The 15,879-nt window shown below is 55.5% G+C and carries 20 protein-coding genes and 1 pseudogene; 19 read left to right on the top strand and 2 right to left on the bottom strand.

All coding sequences use genetic code 11. The annotated features are described in order from the left end of the window. The first annotated feature begins 128 nt into the window (after positions 1-128). The 15 genes and pseudogenes from HYX42_RS08155 (at position 129) to HYX42_RS08220 (ending at position 10,969) form a co-directional block, all read left to right on the top strand. A complete protein-coding gene (locus HYX42_RS08155) occupies positions 129-788 on the top strand; it encodes a VWA domain-containing protein (RefSeq protein WP_293401675.1) in 660 nt (219 codons plus the stop codon). Beyond that, on the top strand, positions 785-1,552 hold the full coding sequence (locus HYX42_RS08160; RefSeq protein ID WP_293401677.1) for a PP2C family serine/threonine-protein phosphatase: 768 nt from the start codon (positions 785-787) through the stop codon (positions 1,550-1,552). The genes HYX42_RS08155 and HYX42_RS08160 overlap by 4 nt, the downstream gene beginning before the upstream one ends. Next, positions 1,549-3,489 carry a helix-hairpin-helix domain-containing protein gene (locus HYX42_RS08165; protein ID WP_293401679.1) on the top strand — a complete coding sequence of 647 codons (1,941 nt, stop codon included), beginning with the start codon at positions 1,549-1,551 and terminating at the stop codon, positions 3,487-3,489. Before HYX42_RS08160 ends, HYX42_RS08165 begins: the two co-directional genes overlap by 4 nt. A gap of 21 nt (positions 3,490-3,510) precedes the next feature. Continuing rightward, positions 3,511-3,657: pseudogene (locus tag HYX42_RS23220) on the top strand (DUF4236 domain-containing protein); the annotation flags it as partial. 141 nt (positions 3,658-3,798) lie between these two features. After that, positions 3,799-4,608 (top strand): hypothetical protein, encoded by an 810-nt coding sequence (locus tag HYX42_RS08170; protein ID WP_293401681.1) that lies wholly within the window; start codon positions 3,799-3,801, stop codon positions 4,606-4,608. 432 nt (positions 4,609-5,040) lie between these two features. Next, a complete protein-coding gene (locus HYX42_RS08175; protein WP_293401683.1) occupies positions 5,041-5,367 on the top strand; it encodes a hypothetical protein in 327 nt (108 codons plus the stop codon). Positions 5,368-5,657: 290 nt separating this feature from the next. Further along, positions 5,658-6,257: a hypothetical protein gene (locus HYX42_RS08180; protein WP_293401685.1), complete on the top strand. Its 600-nt coding sequence runs from the start codon at positions 5,658-5,660 to the stop codon at positions 6,255-6,257. Between the two features lie 119 nt (positions 6,258-6,376). Beyond that, positions 6,377-7,015: a hypothetical protein gene (locus tag HYX42_RS08185; protein ID WP_293401687.1), complete on the top strand. Its 639-nt coding sequence runs from the start codon at positions 6,377-6,379 to the stop codon at positions 7,013-7,015. Further along, on the top strand, positions 7,016-7,264 hold the full coding sequence (locus HYX42_RS08190; RefSeq protein WP_293401689.1) for a hypothetical protein: 249 nt from the start codon (positions 7,016-7,018) through the stop codon (positions 7,262-7,264). Between the two features lie 94 nt (positions 7,265-7,358). Then, positions 7,359-7,748 (top strand): hypothetical protein, encoded by a 390-nt coding sequence (locus HYX42_RS08195; protein ID WP_293401691.1) that lies wholly within the window; start codon positions 7,359-7,361, stop codon positions 7,746-7,748. A 51-nt stretch (positions 7,749-7,799) separates the two neighbouring features. After that, positions 7,800-7,967: a hypothetical protein gene (locus HYX42_RS08200; protein WP_293401693.1), complete on the top strand. Its 168-nt coding sequence runs from the start codon at positions 7,800-7,802 to the stop codon at positions 7,965-7,967. A gap of 26 nt (positions 7,968-7,993) precedes the next feature. Next, positions 7,994-8,707 carry a hypothetical protein gene (locus tag HYX42_RS08205; protein WP_293401695.1) on the top strand — a complete coding sequence of 238 codons (714 nt, stop codon included), beginning with the start codon at positions 7,994-7,996 and terminating at the stop codon, positions 8,705-8,707. Positions 8,708-8,822: 115 nt separating this feature from the next. Next, positions 8,823-9,806, top strand: a complete 984-nt coding sequence (locus tag HYX42_RS08210) for a DUF932 domain-containing protein (protein ID WP_293401697.1) — start codon at positions 8,823-8,825, stop codon at positions 9,804-9,806. 105 nt (positions 9,807-9,911) lie between these two features. After that, positions 9,912-10,301, top strand: a complete 390-nt coding sequence (locus tag HYX42_RS08215; RefSeq protein WP_293401699.1) for a hypothetical protein — start codon at positions 9,912-9,914, stop codon at positions 10,299-10,301. Beyond that, a complete protein-coding gene (locus tag HYX42_RS08220) occupies positions 10,298-10,969 on the top strand; it encodes a YqaJ viral recombinase family protein (RefSeq protein ID WP_293401701.1) in 672 nt (223 codons plus the stop codon). Before HYX42_RS08215 ends, HYX42_RS08220 begins: the two co-directional genes overlap by 4 nt. Before the next feature lie 4 nt (positions 10,970-10,973). Here the strand turns inward: HYX42_RS08220 and HYX42_RS08225 are convergent, their stop codons facing one another. Next, positions 10,974-11,321, bottom strand: a complete 348-nt coding sequence (locus tag HYX42_RS08225; protein WP_293401703.1) for a helix-turn-helix transcriptional regulator — start codon at positions 11,319-11,321, stop codon at positions 10,974-10,976. Positions 11,322-11,546: 225 nt separating this feature from the next. Here HYX42_RS08225 and HYX42_RS08230 point away from each other — a divergent pair, with 225 nt between their 5' ends. From HYX42_RS08230 to HYX42_RS08240, 3 genes are all read left to right on the top strand, one after another. Further along, positions 11,547-11,768 (top strand): hypothetical protein, encoded by a 222-nt coding sequence (locus tag HYX42_RS08230; RefSeq protein WP_293401705.1) that lies wholly within the window; start codon positions 11,547-11,549, stop codon positions 11,766-11,768. 34 nt (positions 11,769-11,802) lie between these two features. Continuing rightward, positions 11,803-12,300 (top strand): hypothetical protein, encoded by a 498-nt coding sequence (locus HYX42_RS08235; RefSeq protein WP_293401707.1) that lies wholly within the window; start codon positions 11,803-11,805, stop codon positions 12,298-12,300. A 166-nt stretch (positions 12,301-12,466) separates the two neighbouring features. Continuing rightward, positions 12,467-13,246 (top strand): hypothetical protein, encoded by a 780-nt coding sequence (locus tag HYX42_RS08240; protein WP_293401709.1) that lies wholly within the window; start codon positions 12,467-12,469, stop codon positions 13,244-13,246. A gap of 629 nt (positions 13,247-13,875) precedes the next feature. Here the strand turns inward: HYX42_RS08240 and HYX42_RS08245 are convergent. Continuing rightward, positions 13,876-14,940, bottom strand: a complete 1,065-nt coding sequence (locus tag HYX42_RS08245; protein WP_293401711.1) for an inovirus-type Gp2 protein — start codon at positions 14,938-14,940, stop codon at positions 13,876-13,878. Between the two features lie 352 nt (positions 14,941-15,292). Between HYX42_RS08245 and HYX42_RS08250 the strand changes: the two genes are divergently transcribed. Continuing rightward, positions 15,293-15,589: a hypothetical protein gene (locus HYX42_RS08250; protein WP_293401713.1), complete on the top strand. Its 297-nt coding sequence runs from the start codon at positions 15,293-15,295 to the stop codon at positions 15,587-15,589. Positions 15,590-15,879: the final 290 nt, after the last annotated feature.

A 15,879-nucleotide genomic window follows, 5' to 3' on the forward strand; every position in this document is an offset into this window, starting at 1 on the left:
CAACCCGAGTATCGCCAGCAAGCCCCCAATTGCCTCCATATCGCCCCCTCTTTAACTTGATCATTTATGGCAAGATACATCTTGCAACATAAGAAATATATCTGCAGTCGATCAACTAGAGGGAAGTCATGACAGAACAAATCACCTTTGGATCCACCAATTTCGCAGACAACCCGGAGCCGCGCTGCCCGTGCCTGCTTTTGCTGGACGTGTCGGGATCCATGCAGGGCGCTGCACTGATGGAGCTGAATCTCGGTCTATCTACATTTAAGGATGAACTCGCCACTGACGCGCTGGCCATGAAGCGCGTGGAAGTGGGCATCGTGACTTTCGGACCGGTCAAGGCCGAGTTGCCTTTCACGGGGGCTGAAAATTTCTATCCACCGACGTTGACTGCCCAAGGTGATACTCCGATGGGCAGTGCCATCCGGCTGGCCATCGAGATGGTCGATCAGCGAAAAGCTGAATACCGAAATAATGCGGTTCCCTATTACAGGCCATGGATCTTCATGATCACCGATGGCGGGCCAACCGATGAGTGGCAGTCTGCGGCCGCAGCCATCAGGGAAGGGGAGGCCAACAAGTCATTTGCTTTCTTTGCAATTGGCGTCAAGGGCGCCAATATGGAAATTCTGAGGCAAATCAGCGTTCGGGAGCCGCTGTCTCTCGATGCGCTGAAGTTTCGCGAACTCTTCAGCTGGCTCTCCTCGTCACTGAAATCCGTATCCCAATCCACGCCAGGTACCGATGTGCCCCTTGCTGCGCCAACTGGCTGGGCTTCTGTGTGAGTTGGACGGTAGTTTCGGCATCAGTCATCGGAACGTCCCACATAGCAAGATCTCAAGAATGCCAGGACGACTGTTGGGCGTTTGAGATCTCGCTGGCAGATGGCCGGTCAGCCCTGGTGGTGTTTGTTGCCGATGGTGCTGGAAGTGCGAGCAATGGCGGGGAAGGCGCGCGCCTGGCCATTCAGAGCGCCGTCAAACTTGCATGTGATGAGCTGGCGACACCTGGTTTTGTTCTGAACGAAGAGCTGGCTGGTCGCTGCGTGGAAACCGTGCGGGAAACGATCCAGGCAGAGGCTTGGGCTCAGCAAAAGGTCCCCAGAGACTTCGCCTGTACTTTTCTGGGGGTGGTTGCGATTCCCGACGCGACTCTTGTGATGCAGATAGGCGACGGGGGGATCGTCATGGACGTTGGCGATGGGCTTGAACTCGCGGTCATTCCCATGAATGGCGAATACGCCAACATGACGAATTTTGTGACTGATGAAAACGCGCTTTCCCTTGTCACCACAAGGCTCATCAACAAGGCTGCAGGAAAGATAGCGGCCTTTACCGATGGCGTTCAAAGGCTTGCTCTGAACATGACGGAGAACACGCCGCACGAACCGTTCTTCAAACCTTTTTTCGATGTGCTTTCCAAATCCAGCGAAGATCAAACAGAGCAGTTGGGCGAGGCCCTCGCCTCATATCTTGGCAGTGAGCCAGTTAACGCCAGAACAGACGATGACAAAACACTGGCGCTGGCAGTTCGGCTGGAATCCGTGTGAAAAACTACTTCACTGGCCGTCATGAACTGATCCAGCTCAGTCAGCAACTCGGACGGGGAGGGGAAGGTGCTGTCTTTGATATCTCCGATCATGCTAACTTCGTAGCGAAGCTCTATCACCAGCCTCCCAACGCGAAAAAGCAGGCCAAGCTCGGTTTCATGGCTGCCAATGCCACAGCCTCCCTGTTCGAATACTGCGCCTGGCCAAAAGACACCCTGCACCTGACCAAAGGAGGTCCCGTCGTCGGGTTCTTCATGCCCAAGGTCAATGCCAAGGTGCCTATTCACACCTTGTACGGCCCGGCCCAGCGGAAACAGGATTTTCCGAAAGCGGCTTGGGATTTCCTGCTCTACACCGCTAGGAATACAGCGGCCGCATTCGAGACCCTGCACAAACACCACCATGTGCTGGGTGACGTCAATCAGGGCAATGTAATGGTGGGGCATGACAGCAAGGTCATGCTGATCGATTGCGATTCATACCAGGTGAATGAAAAAGGCACCCTGCATCTCTGTGAAGTTGGCGTGTCGCATTTCACCCCACCAGAATTGCAGGGCAGTACTCTGTTTGACCGCACCCAGCGCACCACCAACCACGACAACTTTGGTTTGGCATTGCTGGTTTTTCATCTGCTTTTCGGCGGACGACACCCTTATGCCGGTCGCCCCTTGCGCAATGGCGTTGGGGATTCCCTGGAGGAAGACATCAAGGCATTTCGCTATGCCTATGCTCCCGATGCCAAGAATAGGGGGACCTCACCGCCGCCCAATGCAATTCCGTTGAGCCTGGTCAGCGCTGAAGTTCAACAGATGTTTGTGACTGCATTCACGGAGCCGGGGGCGAAGGGTCAAAGGCCGGGTGCTGAACAATGGCTGAAGGTACTTGACGACGCCCGCGCCCGTTTGAAGCGCTGTGCCCAGTCCAAAATGCACGTTTTCCCGACCAGTCTGAGCTCCTGCCCCTGGTGTGCCCTCGATGAGGCAGGTATTGTGCATTTCATCGATCTGGGCGGCGCATTCACGGCTCCGGCTTCGAACTTCTCGCTGGCCAGAACTTGGGCGGCCATTGAGTCGGTCAACCTGATACTGCAGCAGGCGATTCCCAAAGCTGCAGACTTTTCAGTGATCGCAGTGCCATTGCCGGATCACCTTATTCCCAGCGTCAGCAAGTATTGGTGGAAGTTTGCCGTCATTCTGATCGGCGTCGGGATCTTTTTGGCTTGGCCCAAAGCCTGGCTGCCCATCGCCGTATTGACCTGGATAGCCTGGGTCGTTGTGGGTGTGGAGGACAAAGGCCCCCTGCAGGCTGAGAAACGGCGTCGAGATGATGCCCGCAACACTGCCAAAAGTGCGTATGACGCGATATTTTCGAGGGCGCAGGGTGATGCTCACCGCACCGCATTCGCGAACAAGAAAAAAGAGCTTGCTGATATTAAAAGGGAATATGAGGGGCTGGATGCCCGGGAAAAGTCAGAGATCGAAAAGCTGGATGCAACTGCGGAGAAGCGACAGAAGAAGCAATATCTCGAGCGGCATTTCATAGAGAAGGCCACCATTCATGGCGTTGGCGGGGCAAAGAAGGCAGCGCTGAGATCCTTTGGTATCGAAACAGCTGCGGACGTCTCGTACTCGCGCGTGTCCATGGTCAAGGGCTTCGGTGACGTGCTGACCCGTTCTGTAGTCGACTGGAAAAACCAGGTCGAGAAAGGCTTCCACTTCGATCCCCGCCGAGCAGTCACGGATGCAGACAAGGCGAAGGTTCGCTCAGCAATCTACGTCAGGCGCCGGGCACTGGAGGCCGCACTGTCCGCAGCGCCCGAAGCGCTCCAGGCTTTGAGATTGCAGGTTCAAAGTGCCTACACGCAGAATCTGGACGAGCTGCGACGCGCCGCGCAACGTTTGGCACAGGCTGACGCGGACAAGGGTATTGCAAATTAGGACTGACAGGAGAGGACGTTTATGGGACTGAGTTACTCTAAAAGCATCAAGTTCGGGGCGGTAAGGTTCAATTTTTCTGGCAGTGGCATAGGCGTTTCGGTCGGGATTCCCGGTCTGCGGATAGGAACTGGTCCTCGCGGAGCCTACATCAGCGGAGGGGCAGGCGGCTTTCGATATCGCCAAAGTCTGCGAGGTAAGTCTTCGCGGAGTTCACAGCCCCTCGCACAACCGCAAAATCAAACCACTCCCCTGCAGCCCAGCCTTCCCGTAGTTCCGAATGGAAATGTCCTTGCCTCTGTTGAGCATGACGTGAAAAACGTGCTGGAATTGACAGACTCCAGCGGTGATGAACTGGTCAAAACCCTCAATGAACAGAACCAGTTCATGCCGCGCTGGCCTTGGGTGGCAGCCGGCAGCATTTTTCTGTTTATCTGGGGGAAATCTTTGACCAGAAACTGGTATGAAATTGTTCATGTCCTGTTCTTCGCCGCGCTGGGTGGCCTGATTTACTGGGTCTATTGGCGAGATCAACTGAGAAAGCTGACAGTCCTCTTTTTTGAGCTGGATCAGCCTAACAGCGATTTGTTCAGTCGTTTAGCGTCTGCAATACTGCAGGTGTCGACAACCCACAGGCTCTCCGGGATCGCTGCAACGTCGCAGTACGCCGACAAGAGGTACACCGCAGGGGCAACCGCGGGATTGCAATTGAAGCCTGCCAGTTTTTCGATTGGACAGGTTCCCGGGATCGTTACGAATATTGAGATTCCGATGTTAAAGGGCAGCAAAAAGACGTTGGCGTTCTTCCCCGACCGGATTCTGGCTTTCGAGGGCAAGCAGGTCGGTTCAATTTCCTACAAAGAACTGGATGCCCAAGCCCAGACGACAAGATTTGTGGAGGATGGAATTGTTCCCTCGGATGCCACCATCATCGGCCACACATGGCAGTATGTCCGGAATGATGGCGGACCGGATAGAAGATTCGCGAACAATCGGCAGTTGCCCCTTTGCAGTTATCACCAGTTGAACTTGAGCAGCTCAAGAGGACTTGATCTGCGCTTGATGGCGTCGCGTACAAATGCTTTCGACGAAATGATTCGATCTCTGGCGTCCTTGCGCTGACAAGGAAAAATGCACCGAACCCTGAGTTTTCTTTCTGAAGGCTCAGCAGGATTTCGGTTTTTTTGATCTGTAGTTCTTTCACCAAGTCCGCATGCAAAAGCTAGATTTGCGTCTAAGGCCTCCGATTCGTCGGTAGCGAAGACATTTGCAGTAGCCTAGACTTCGAAATGATGGCACGTTGTCGGCGTGCCCTTTTTTTGCGTTTGGACCTTAAAACATCTATCAAAAGCTGACAGGCAGTGGTTTTTTCGAGACGTTGGAAAAACAATCTGACTTGTGCAGATTCTGGCCATCGGATGTCGTTGGACGTTGTTGGACGCAGTTGGAATAGGCCACGTAACGCTCTCCGAATCGGCTTCTAAATATGGGCGTTGAGCGATCCGTCCATTTCACGCATCATTTCATTTTTAACCAACAAGTGAGGATGATGCGATGAGCAAATCAATCAATTTTTCTGCCAATCCCAAACTGAAAAAACCTGACTCAGGCCCGCCCTCCAATGAGGAAGCTGTCCGGAACATACAGAACTACTTGAATCACGACGGCGGACGGGGCTTCGCTACTTCGAAGGCGACGACCTTCCAAGGAAAGCCAGGGTACTTCTTTATTTCGCGGATAGAGGTCAAGGGAAAAATGCGCTACGTCATCATGTTCTCGTTGGTGAACGGTGATTCCGACATCTTGGTGTCGGACCTCAAAAATCTGCGCAGCAATGTTTTGAATGTCAACGGAACCATAAACTGGAACTCATACTCGTGAAGGATCGAATCAGCGCTTCATATTTACTTTGACAGCGCTGAATTTCGGCAATTCTGGGGTTAGGTCAGATGCACCAAAAGTATTCCAGAATTTTTCAGTCACATATGCCCATTGTGATCAGACGAATAATCTGATCAAAATACACCGCGTCTAATTACTCCTCACAACCCAACCGGCTGCCCGAATAGGCAAGCCGGTTTTTTTATGCCGCCTTCATGGTGGACATGCTGCGAGGAATGGGCGCCTTTCTAACTAGGCACCCTAGTCGGTCGCCTCCATCGGAGACATTCATGCCAACCCCGATTTCCACCATCTATTCCCGCAAGTTCCAGCCCTACACGCCACCCAACGAAGGCGCCGGGCTGGTCACTTTCGACCGCGACATATGCTGGCGGCTGAACCCGAGAGGGCTGGTGACAAACGCCGTCGTGGGAGCGGCCTGCTGGGCCAGCAACCATTTTCGGCTGACCGAGCAGCAGCATCAATGCTTGCTGGACGGTTTGGGCCTGGAGCAGCACCGCCTCCCGGACGGCGCCACCATCCTCAGACCCCAAGCACGCTATCGCCCCGGCACTGCCTCGACTGCAACCGCCCCGTTTGACCTGACCAATCCCCAGATGCCCCTGCACCACTACGACGCCGTCGAAGTGTTTGGCTGTATAGAAGGGGATGACTGTATCCAACGCTTCGAGACCAACGAACACCCGGAGGGCACCCAGCCCCAGTTCTGGTCGGTCGCATTACACCTTGACATCGGCGGCCATATTGAAATCGTTGCTGATTTCCCCAAAGAGTCTCAAGCCTCCACCTTCGGTTTGATCCTCACCGACCTCATCCGCACAGCCCGCCAAGCGAAAGGCTTGGACACCTCAAAGCTCTACGTAACGTAGATCCGGATGGTTTCTACGCTGCGAGGTCGACCCTTTGACTCCGACTGCTACTAAGTCAACAGATTCACCCATCAAACACCCCGCTTCGGCGGGGTTTCTTTTTCCTGAAGGGAAATGACATGAACTTGAACAAGCGCGATGCGGACAAGGCCGCATCCATCGCAAAGCTGCATGAGGTTGTGGCGGCAGGCGTAAAGCAAGGCCTGTGGACCGCAAAACCGGTTCACATTGAGGACAACGCAAACTGGATTACTGCCAGGGTGACGACGCCTGAAGGCCTTTCCTTCAGTCTGACTGGCGGCAACTGGAACAAAGAGAACCGCATCAGCGCATTCGTCTCCGCCATCGAGGGCAGGCACGGTATCCGCGTCAGCCCCGGCGATGTGCATGGCGGGAGTTACAACGCAACCTTTGACGCAACGCACGATGCAGACCGCATCATCAAAGCTGTGCTCAAGCGCGTGCTCAAGAACCCCGAGGCTGTTGAGGTGGCGACAAAGATGCGCAACCTGCTGGCCGAGTATGAGACGAGGCACGACACACTACGCCAGCATGTCGCCATGCTCGAAGGCATAGGCTTCGAGAAAGCGCACGGCACGCGTGGCGGTGAGCACTACAGCATGGACCTGTACCGCAAGGGCCCTCCGATGGGTCCGAATCAGGTGAAAGTGCGCCATGACGGGCACATCACCTGTGAGTGCGAGTTTCACATCAGCCGCTTCAAATCGGTTGTTGCTGCAATCACGGAAGATGAGTGAATGAGCCGCGTCACATTCTCAAGTGACGAGAACAGCGTTCAGCTAGACGGCGAGCGCTTTCTTGCACAGAAGGGCGGCGAAGCCGGTGTGTGCGACGGCTGCGCCATGAAGGATGGCTTCGGCTGCCTCCTAGTTGGCGCACTGCTGACCGACAACCCGAGAGCGCCCGGCGGTGCTGCACTGTGCGATCCCATGCATCGCCGTGACAAACAGCCCGTTGTGTGGGTGCGGTCCAGCCAACACAGATGACATCAGCGCCAGCCCTGTGACAGAGGGCGGGCACGAGGCCATCCCGTGCCCGGCACACACACCTCAACTTCAACCCAAAACAAGGAGTCCAAATTTGCTGTATCCCCTTTACCTCACCCACGACGAGATCGAGCGCAGGGCGTTCGTGGCTGGCGACGGCCTGATCGCCTCGCTCGCCGAAACCGCCCATGACCTCCAGCAGGAGAACCTCGACTACGCCAACAGTCAGGACATCCTCAAAACCCAAGCCTTCGAAGCCGGAAAACTCGAAGGATTGGGCGAGGACGTCCAGGCAGCCATGACCAGCCTGAGCGCCCAGGTAAGTGGTCTTCAAGTCCAACTCGCCAAAGCGGTGGAGCTGCTCGGTACCTGCCACGCCTGGCTGCAAGGTGATCAAACCAAAACCATCAAAGGCAGGCGGGAAGCCGCACATGCCTTGTCCAATCGCATGACTTCCCAAGGCCTGGGTTATCCCCGGCATTGAGGTATCGCAAACACAGATCGCTCCACCTCTCATCAACCAACCAAGGAACCCATGATCGTCAACACCTCCCCGCTGGAATCACTTGCCGCCTTCTCCCTCGCATTTTTCGGCGGCCTTGTCGCAGGACTTTTACTCGCGCGCTACACGGCACATATACGGGCTGACGCCGTCAGCGCCCTCAACACCCTCAGCTCACTCGGACCGGTCCCCACCACCTGAGTTCGTCAATCCAAAGGAACACACCGATGAATCTATTGAAATATTTCAAACGCGATCCCCAGCCCCAGGCCCCACCCATGGCCTGCATTTGTCCCAACTGCCACCACGAAGACCGCCGCCCTAAGAACCTCGCCCGAAAGATCGGCGGGGCTCTCGGGGCAGTGGCCGGCGCGGCCTGCGGTGTGTACGGCATCCTGGGCACCGACAGGATAGGGATGGACGATGTCCACTACCCGGAGGACATCGAAGATTTCCGGACAGACCTGATCTCACTGGCTGCCGCCACGCTGCGCGCCATCATTGGTGCCACAACCGGGTGCCTGGTGGGGATCAGACTGGGCGAACTCGTCGACGCCCATTTATTAGAAAACCAGACCTGTCGCCAGTGCGGCCATCCGTTCGGCGCTGGAATGGACTACGTCCAGCGGCCCACCCCCTTCGAAGCCGCCTCCCGGCAGGCAGCAGGCTTTGCCAGACCGCGCGGTCCAGGTTTCTATCCTGCCCGATTCGGTGAACCCCCCACCGACGTCGACCTGGACGAAGAAAACGAAGGGGGCGAAGAGGCTGACAGCGGCGAGGGAAACGGTGACTTCCCGTCCAGACTGCCCGCTTTCGGCTTTGGACTCGGACCGCAAGACTTGGCGCTGGATTCCAGTGCCAGCGCTGGACCGGATTCAAGCCATCCACCTAGTCCGGACTCCCGTCCGGATGCAGATGAAGGCGGTGCGCCCCGCATCTAGCTTTCCCTGCGCCTGCCTCTTCACTTCACAAACTCCTTAACCCCCGGCAACACCAGGCTTCTGCAATTCCGCAGAGGCCCGGTCACGCCTGTACTTTCAGAAAGCAAACACTCACATGTCCCATGAAATTTCCTCCACCGCCTATGTTGGCGAAACCCCCTGGCACGCCCTAGGTAGCCGGCTTCCCCCCAAACAGTCCATCGAGGTCTGGGCCCAGAAGGCTGGGATGGACTGGACTCTGTGCGAAGCCCCGGTCCGGTTCCAGCCGGGCAAATCCGCAGATTCCTCCATCCTCGTCTTCGACGACAAGAAGGTCCTTTACCGCAGCGACAACCACCAGGCCTTGTCCGTCGTCTCCAAAAAGTATGTCCAGGTACAGCCCAAAGCCGTGCTGGAGTTCTACCGCGATCTGATGCAGGTCTCCGGATACGAGCTCGCGACTGCCGGTTGCTTGCGAGGCGGCCGAAAAATCTGGGCGCTCGCCAAAACCGGCAAGCAGACGGTCCTCAGGGGCGGTGACCGCGTGGACGGTTACATACTTTTGGCGACATCCTGCGACGGCTCCCTCGCGACGACAGCTACCCACACTACCGTGCGGGTAGTTTGTGCCAACACACTGGCGGTGGCGATCAACAACAGCCGTGGTGCGGTCCGTGTTCCACACAACACCGTGTTTGATCCCGAAATCGTCAAATCCAGACTGGGCATTGCTGTGTCGCAGTGGGACCAGTTCATGGACCGAATGAAGGCGCTCAGCCAGAGGAAGGTCAACAACGCGGAAGCGGAGACCTTCCTTCGCAAGCTGCTGCACCTGCCGCAGCTTTCTGACCTAGCTCAGATGTCAGTGAACACCAACGCACAGGCCTCACATGGCCGGTCTTTGAAGAAGATCCTGGATCTTTTCAATGGCCAAGGCCGCGGGGCTGATCTGTCCGCAGCCAAAGGCACGGCTTGGGGAATTCTGAATTCCGTCACGGAATTCGTGGACCACGAGCGGCGCGCCAAAAGTCCCGATTTGAGGATGGACTCGGCCTGGTTTGGATTGGGCGCGCAGATCAAGGACCGGGCTCTGAGCCAGGCGCTTGAGCTTGTGGCCTGAGTCTGGCGGAGCTCGATCCAGTCGCATCAACGCACCGGTGGATCAGCCCGATCCGCCGGTGCGCCTCATTCATATCCATTCATTCAATCCAAAAGGAGTCTACCCATGGGCTGGTTATTTACGCGCAAAACCCGCGATCAATTGATCGCCATGCTGACCGAAGAAAGCAGCAACGAGCTCGTCCAATCCAAAGTGCTGGAACACCACTTGGTCGGCAACGTTCTCTGGTCCCTGGTGTGCCTGACGGCTCTCAAGGACGGCTGCCTGCAACTCAAAGCCGGCGAATCCATCAACTTCATCCGTTGCGACTTGCTGGAATCCAGTCCAGAGGGCTGGGGCTACAAGTGCCTGGAGGAATCCAGCCACCCCTATTACTACGACTGCCCGATCCATTTCCTGGATCTGGCGCCCGAGCAATCTGCGGACTGGCGGGCCAACGTCCGGCTGTTCCATGCAGACAACCCCCAGCAGTCCACTTCACCCATCCAATCATGAAAGGATTTCCAATGCGCAACCTCAATCCAGACAACACCTGGACACCGGCCCCGACCGGTCTGACCGTCACCCTCGGCAGACATCAGGACAGCGATGCATCGGCCAACGAGCCCCACTTTGAACGCGGCATCTACAGTTCGGAGGCCGCTGCCATCATGGGGTTGGATCCAAAGCGCAGCATGCTGGACATCTGGCATGAGAAGCAGGGCTTGCTGATCCAGACTCAGACACCTGCAGGCCAGCACGGTCAGTGCAGCTGGGACCTCATCGAGCCGCTGGTGGCGCTGGTCTACAGCAAGCGGACGGGAAACCCGGTCAAGCGGGTTTCCAAAACCCTGCGCAGTTCCGAGCACCCCTGGATGGGGGCAGCGATCCGCTGGGAGGTCCAGTCGTCCGAGGTGAGGCTGCTGCATTGCCTGCAGATCGCCTCAGAGGATCTGTCGCTATGGCAGGGTGGAGTTCCTGAGCACGTGAAGGTAGATATCGGACACCTGCAGGCGGTGACAGGTCAGCAGGCGGTGGATCTGGCTGTACTGGCTGGAGGGCGTTCTGTGCAGCTTTATAGAGTCGAACGCGATGAGGTCTTGATCGAGCGATTGATCGAGGCTGAGGCTCGGTTCTGGGGCTATGTGGAGCGGGGGCAGGCACCGAACCCGAACTGCAGCTAGCAGACTACTTCTGTTGGGACAGCTCATCAGCTGTTGCCAGAAGGGCTTTTCGTCCTTTGGCATTGAGTTGACCGTACCTGAGTACGAGCTTCGCGAGGTCCTCTTCCACAGCCCAGAAATATGCCAAGGGCACTCCCAAAGCTTTCGCCAAATGAGCCGCAGTCAACACGTCAGGCGTGTGCTTGCCACGCTCGTATTGGTTGATTCTCGCGCTCGCCGAAAACTCGTCCACTCCAGCAGCAACGCCTAGTCGCTCCTGCGATAGGCCCGAACTCAGGCGGGCAGCCTTCAATCGCCGCGCAAATAGCGGTAGATCTGGATCAACTTCTGAGCGAGAGATACCGCGGGGCATGCTCAGATAGTCTTAGATATGTCGTATATTTACACTAAGGATTCCTGAGTATCAAAAACCAAATTCGCTTACCCACGGATTGGAAATACAACACGAGGAGAAAACATGATTTATTGCAGGGGCTGCGGGGGTGCCCTTCACGAAACCGCAGTCAGCTGTCCCCACTGCGGGGCAGTCATTAATCCAACGCCAGCCAAGCCCCCTGTCAACAAAGTCAGCCTTGGCGTGTCCATCGCCGGCATTGTTCTGGGTGCATTGGCCTTCGCCGGACTTCTGGGCACAGATGTCTGGGAGAAAGACACCCTGATCGGCGCCGCCTTTGTATTCATGCTGGGGCTGTCTTTTGGCGTGTTCAACGTCAGCCGTCCTCACACCCGCGATGGACTGTCGATTGCCGCTTTCATCGTCTGCGCTATCGCTGGCCTAGCACTGCTGGGCTCGATTTGATTTGAACAATTTTTACTACAAACAGGAGAAATAAATGACCATGGTCTATTGCCGCGGCTGCGGCAAACAAATTCACGAAACCGCCTTGGCTTGCCCGGAATGCGGTGCGCCTCAAAAGCCGGCTGCAACTCCCATTGCGCAAGTGGGATCAACCCCAGCGTCAGCGACGGTCCTTAGCCCCGCAGACTCGTTGAACAAGAAACTCCACTTGGTGATGCTGGCAGCCGCTGCGCTGGGCGTGATCTTTCTGTTCACAACAAAAGCCTTCGTCCTTATTGGGGCAGCTGCTGGTGTCTGTTTTGGGTTGAGCGTGCGTCTCTACCTGGCCCACCAGAAGACTGGCTTTGCCGGCAGCACCAGGCTCAACTGGATGCTGGTGGTGGGCGGGACGATCCTGTCCCTGATTTGCATGATGGCCGAGCTCTACACCGTTCAGGCGATGTTCCTGATCTTTGTTGGGGTGCGGGGGCTGATCATGTATCTCGCGATCTACAACGGGCCCGCTGTAGCTGAGCCTGCCAAGACCGAGTGAACCCCTGGAGGCGGAATCTGCATGCCTCGCCTGCAGGCCGTTATGCGGGCAGCGTCAGGTTCATCAACTCCGACTCTTCGCGGCCACTGGCCGCTTTTTTGTACATGGACAGCGGAATGGGTCCGCTGTCACCCATTCCATCCACACACGTTTTGAAAGAAAAGTCATGAATCTACTGAAATCCATCGTTCCACTGTGTCTGGTGGTTTTGTCGACATTTCTGGCCGGTTGTACCGATCCGGAGGTCAAAGCAGTCAAGCAATCCCGTCATTATGAAAACATGCCCACTTATGGAGTCATTCTGGAGGACAGGGCGGATTGCCGTTCCCTCAAATGGGCTGTACCCACGGATGACAACGGCAAGAAGTATGTGACGGCGACCTGCACCCTCAGCCGTTCCATGGCGAGCGAAGCCAGGGAGCAGGCGATCTCCATTGCCGAGAAAAGCCTGGCCGAAGTCGTGAAACTGAACAAGCTGGCTTTCGACAGTCAGATCAGACAGGCTGAACAGCGGGTGGAAAACTTCTCCCGGCAGTATGGAGGGCAAGACCCATCTTCAATTCCGCCCAGTGTGCTGAAGGAGCAGCAGGAAGAAATGGGGCGCCTGAGTTCGCGCAAGGAGGGGGCCAATGCCTATCTCGCAGAAGTCGATGCCCGCAAAGACAAAGCATTGGCAGCTTTCAAGGAATTGCTGGAAGCCAATGAGCCCTTTGCGGCTGAATACTATTTCCAGATTCGTGGTGAGCAGAGCCGAATCAGGGGGATGCGTATGCTTCTCGGCGACAAGCAGCAGGGCGTTTCGGGAGGCGATGAAATTTTCTCGATCATGAGACTGGCTCAAAAAGACCTTGCGTCGGAGCGGGCGTGGTGGGCCAAGAACCTTGCAGGCCTAGTCTCGCTGCAGAGCGTCCGCGATTGCTCTTACGACACCGGTTGTACCAACTGACATCACCACAAGCCGCTTGATGCCCGCCCCGGAGACGGGTGGGTTAAAGCGGCTTTTTTTTTGCCGTCATGATTTTTACAAGGCAAGCAACTGGGGTTTCAGCTGAAACCTGGGATGATGAACTCGGGCCAGCATCTGCAATACCCGCGATCTTTACAAGCAGGTTCTCCAGCATGACCATGTGCAGGCCTAGTGTCCAGTCGAAACTTCATGCCGGCTAATGCCAGGCAGTCGTCGCAAGAGTCTGCGCCACAGGTCTGCCATATGTAATGCGTGACGCCGATGGACCCTGCACGAGCGAAGTCGCGCGCAATGCGTTTTGCGGCCAGTTCGCGCATGTGTGCTGCGAGGCTAGTCCGCTCAACCTCCCGCTCCTCTGCCGTCTTGCGTTTGCCTTTGCGCTCCGGCGGCCGTTGAGGCGGCGACCAGCGGGTTTCGTCAAACGGTGCCTCTCTTGAAGCGACTGACGTCGCAACTCTGACCGGAAGTGCCACCTTCCGGCGGAAGAAGTCGAAAGGTCTCATTGCTGTCCTTCATCATTTTGATCCAGATTCGTACGCTTCCCTCTAAACTCTTCCCCTGGGCTTTTGTCTCGGCAGCCTACTTCTCGGGGCTTATTGCACGCACTCTCAGTGAGCTCTCGGCCGTCCGAGCCTAACTGAATCTGGTTTGTCGGGAAGCTCCCCATGGCCCCAGCGGCGCATGTTCTTCGTCACCTTGGATAACAGGTATTGATCTTTCTTTGCCAGATAACTCAAGACGTTTCTTATGAAGTAGTAACGCTTGAGGTAATCGTCGCGTTTGATCATGCCGATACCCAAATAGCAGTAGGACTTCTTTTTCCTGTTGCAGTTGAAAAAGATGCCTTGACCACTTGCACAGCACTTTTGCCAGTGCAGACCGTACTGCTGAGCCAGCCAGCCGTCATGTTGAGACTTTGAACCGTTCAGGAAAAAGATCATGTGGTAGTGCAACCCCTTGTCTTCGCCGTACTCCAGACGCCAGATGTAGCCCCACAATGTCTTAAAGAGAGGGTCGTATCGTCTGCTATCAAGAAACCGCTTCAAGTCTCCTGCGATTTCTTCCGGTGACGCACTGGCTGAATGTTCCTTGAGGTAGGAGAAGTCCACCCGCAGGACCAGCAGTCTTCTCCTGCAGGCTATCAGGTCATTGAAATACGTCTTGCAACTCTCGAAGCCCCGCTGGCATGTTTCGTCGATCGCGCGTAGTTTGCGCTTGAATTGGTCTCTGGCAGCACCCTTGCGTAACTCATCGAGCAGACAGTTGAACATCTCGGCCACCAAAAGGCCTGAGCTCAGCTTTTCATCTGGTCTTAAAGAAGCCCAATCTCCAACACATAAGTGCCTGCAGCACTGAAAGAACAGCTCGACATGCGGGCTGAAATAGTAGCCCGGGATGAAGGATTGACAATAGGCCTTCAGAAGCGGGAAGTACTGACGGCCAATGGTCAGTTCCTTGACGGCTAATATACCTTTTGCATTGGGCTTGATGTCGTAACCCATACTACTTGAGGCAATCACCTTGTGCACGAAACGCTCTACTGCTGGACGATGGTTTTCGAAATCCTTTTTGATCACCAACTGCTCGGCTTCAGTGATCTCAAGGTTCTTTTCCAGGTCGATGGCCCGGTATATCTCGTCAGCAGTGAGCTGCTGTGTAGCGTCGGAATTCATTCATTACTCTCCTATGGTTCATAGGAGATAAGTAACGATGTAATTTTTTACTGATTAGCGTTTATGAAGATGGTCTATAAGCTGCTCTTCAATCTAGTTGAGCTGTACTGTCTATATAAACTCGCTTCTCTTCTTAATAACATTATTTACCCGAAGTACAGCGGCGGCGAACTGCTTGCTCAGTGGAAAAGACGGGCGGCTTTCATCCTTCTATGCGGCGATTTCAGCTTTTCTGAAGCGCACGAAGTTATGCAGCCACGGGACTGTGAGTCACGACCAGTCGAGGGTTGACCATTTGCCTCTAAACCTTAATACTGTATATTTATACAGTTACTAGAGCAGGAGAAATTCAATGGATACCAAGCCGTATGTAGTGAGCCTTGAGCACGTCATAGCAATGCCAGCAGCCGAGAAGATTTCTGCCGAAATGCGGTTCATCAAGGAACTGGACAAAAGCCTGGGTGGATCTGAGGCAGTCGTCGCTACCTTTATGGCCTGGAAGGAAGCTTGTGACTGCGATGCTGCTGAGCTGAGCAGCGACATAGCTAGTCTTGCAGTCAGATGGCCAAAGGCTTTTGAGGCAGCCCAGAGGGCGGGGCTTAAGAATATAGGTGAGGGTGAGGCCCACTTTGAGCTTCACCTCGCCTAGCTCCACTTGGGTTGAGTAACTTCCAGGAATACACGTTGCTTAATATGTAGGCAACTGGTTAAAGCCGTGAAGCTGAGCCAATTCGGGCAACCGGACATGGAAGTTATCCAAAAGGTTAGCCCCAGTTTTTGTGGACAATGTGCAGCTCTTTGGGAGATTGAATCCCCCTGAGCTTCCAAATATCGAACGTCACACCAATTCTTTGTTAGTCATGCCGCGACTAGTCACCTTCATCGCTGCCACTCTTGTAGGTACTGCCATAAGCTGCTTGCTGCTATCGGTGGTGGCCG

It is taken from the genome of Polaromonas sp. (genome assembly GCF_016185115.1).
Taxonomy (GTDB): Bacteria; Pseudomonadota; Gammaproteobacteria; order Burkholderiales; family Burkholderiaceae_C; genus Polaromonas.

What these genes read in the sequence shown, in the direction of transcription:
- HYX42_RS08155 (WP_293401675.1), top strand. Translation starts at nt 129, where the DNA reads ATGACAGAACAAATCACCTTTGGATCCACCAATTTCGCAGACAACCCG.
- HYX42_RS08175 (WP_293401683.1), top strand. Translation starts at nt 5,041, where the DNA reads ATGAGCAAATCAATCAATTTTTCTGCCAATCCCAAACTGAAAAAACCT.
- HYX42_RS08180 (WP_293401685.1), top strand. Translation starts at nt 5,658, where the DNA reads ATGCCAACCCCGATTTCCACCATCTATTCCCGCAAGTTCCAGCCCTAC.
- HYX42_RS08185 (WP_293401687.1), top strand. Translation starts at nt 6,377, where the DNA reads ATGAACTTGAACAAGCGCGATGCGGACAAGGCCGCATCCATCGCAAAG.
- HYX42_RS08190 (WP_293401689.1), top strand. Translation starts at nt 7,016, where the DNA reads ATGAGCCGCGTCACATTCTCAAGTGACGAGAACAGCGTTCAGCTAGAC.
- HYX42_RS08200 (WP_293401693.1), top strand. Translation starts at nt 7,800, where the DNA reads ATGATCGTCAACACCTCCCCGCTGGAATCACTTGCCGCCTTCTCCCTC.
- HYX42_RS08205 (WP_293401695.1), top strand. Translation starts at nt 7,994, where the DNA reads ATGAATCTATTGAAATATTTCAAACGCGATCCCCAGCCCCAGGCCCCA.
- HYX42_RS08210 (WP_293401697.1), top strand. Translation starts at nt 8,823, where the DNA reads ATGTCCCATGAAATTTCCTCCACCGCCTATGTTGGCGAAACCCCCTGG.
- HYX42_RS08215 (WP_293401699.1), top strand. Translation starts at nt 9,912, where the DNA reads ATGGGCTGGTTATTTACGCGCAAAACCCGCGATCAATTGATCGCCATG.
- HYX42_RS08220 (WP_293401701.1), top strand. Translation starts at nt 10,298, where the DNA reads ATGAAAGGATTTCCAATGCGCAACCTCAATCCAGACAACACCTGGACA.
- HYX42_RS08225 (WP_293401703.1), bottom strand. Translation starts at nt 11,321, where the DNA reads ATGCCCCGCGGTATCTCTCGCTCAGAAGTTGATCCAGATCTACCGCTA.
- HYX42_RS08235 (WP_293401707.1), top strand. Translation starts at nt 11,803, where the DNA reads ATGACCATGGTCTATTGCCGCGGCTGCGGCAAACAAATTCACGAAACC.
- HYX42_RS08240 (WP_293401709.1), top strand. Translation starts at nt 12,467, where the DNA reads ATGAATCTACTGAAATCCATCGTTCCACTGTGTCTGGTGGTTTTGTCG.
- HYX42_RS08245 (WP_293401711.1), bottom strand. Translation starts at nt 14,940, where the DNA reads ATGAATTCCGACGCTACACAGCAGCTCACTGCTGACGAGATATACCGG.
- HYX42_RS08250 (WP_293401713.1), top strand. Translation starts at nt 15,293, where the DNA reads ATGGATACCAAGCCGTATGTAGTGAGCCTTGAGCACGTCATAGCAATG.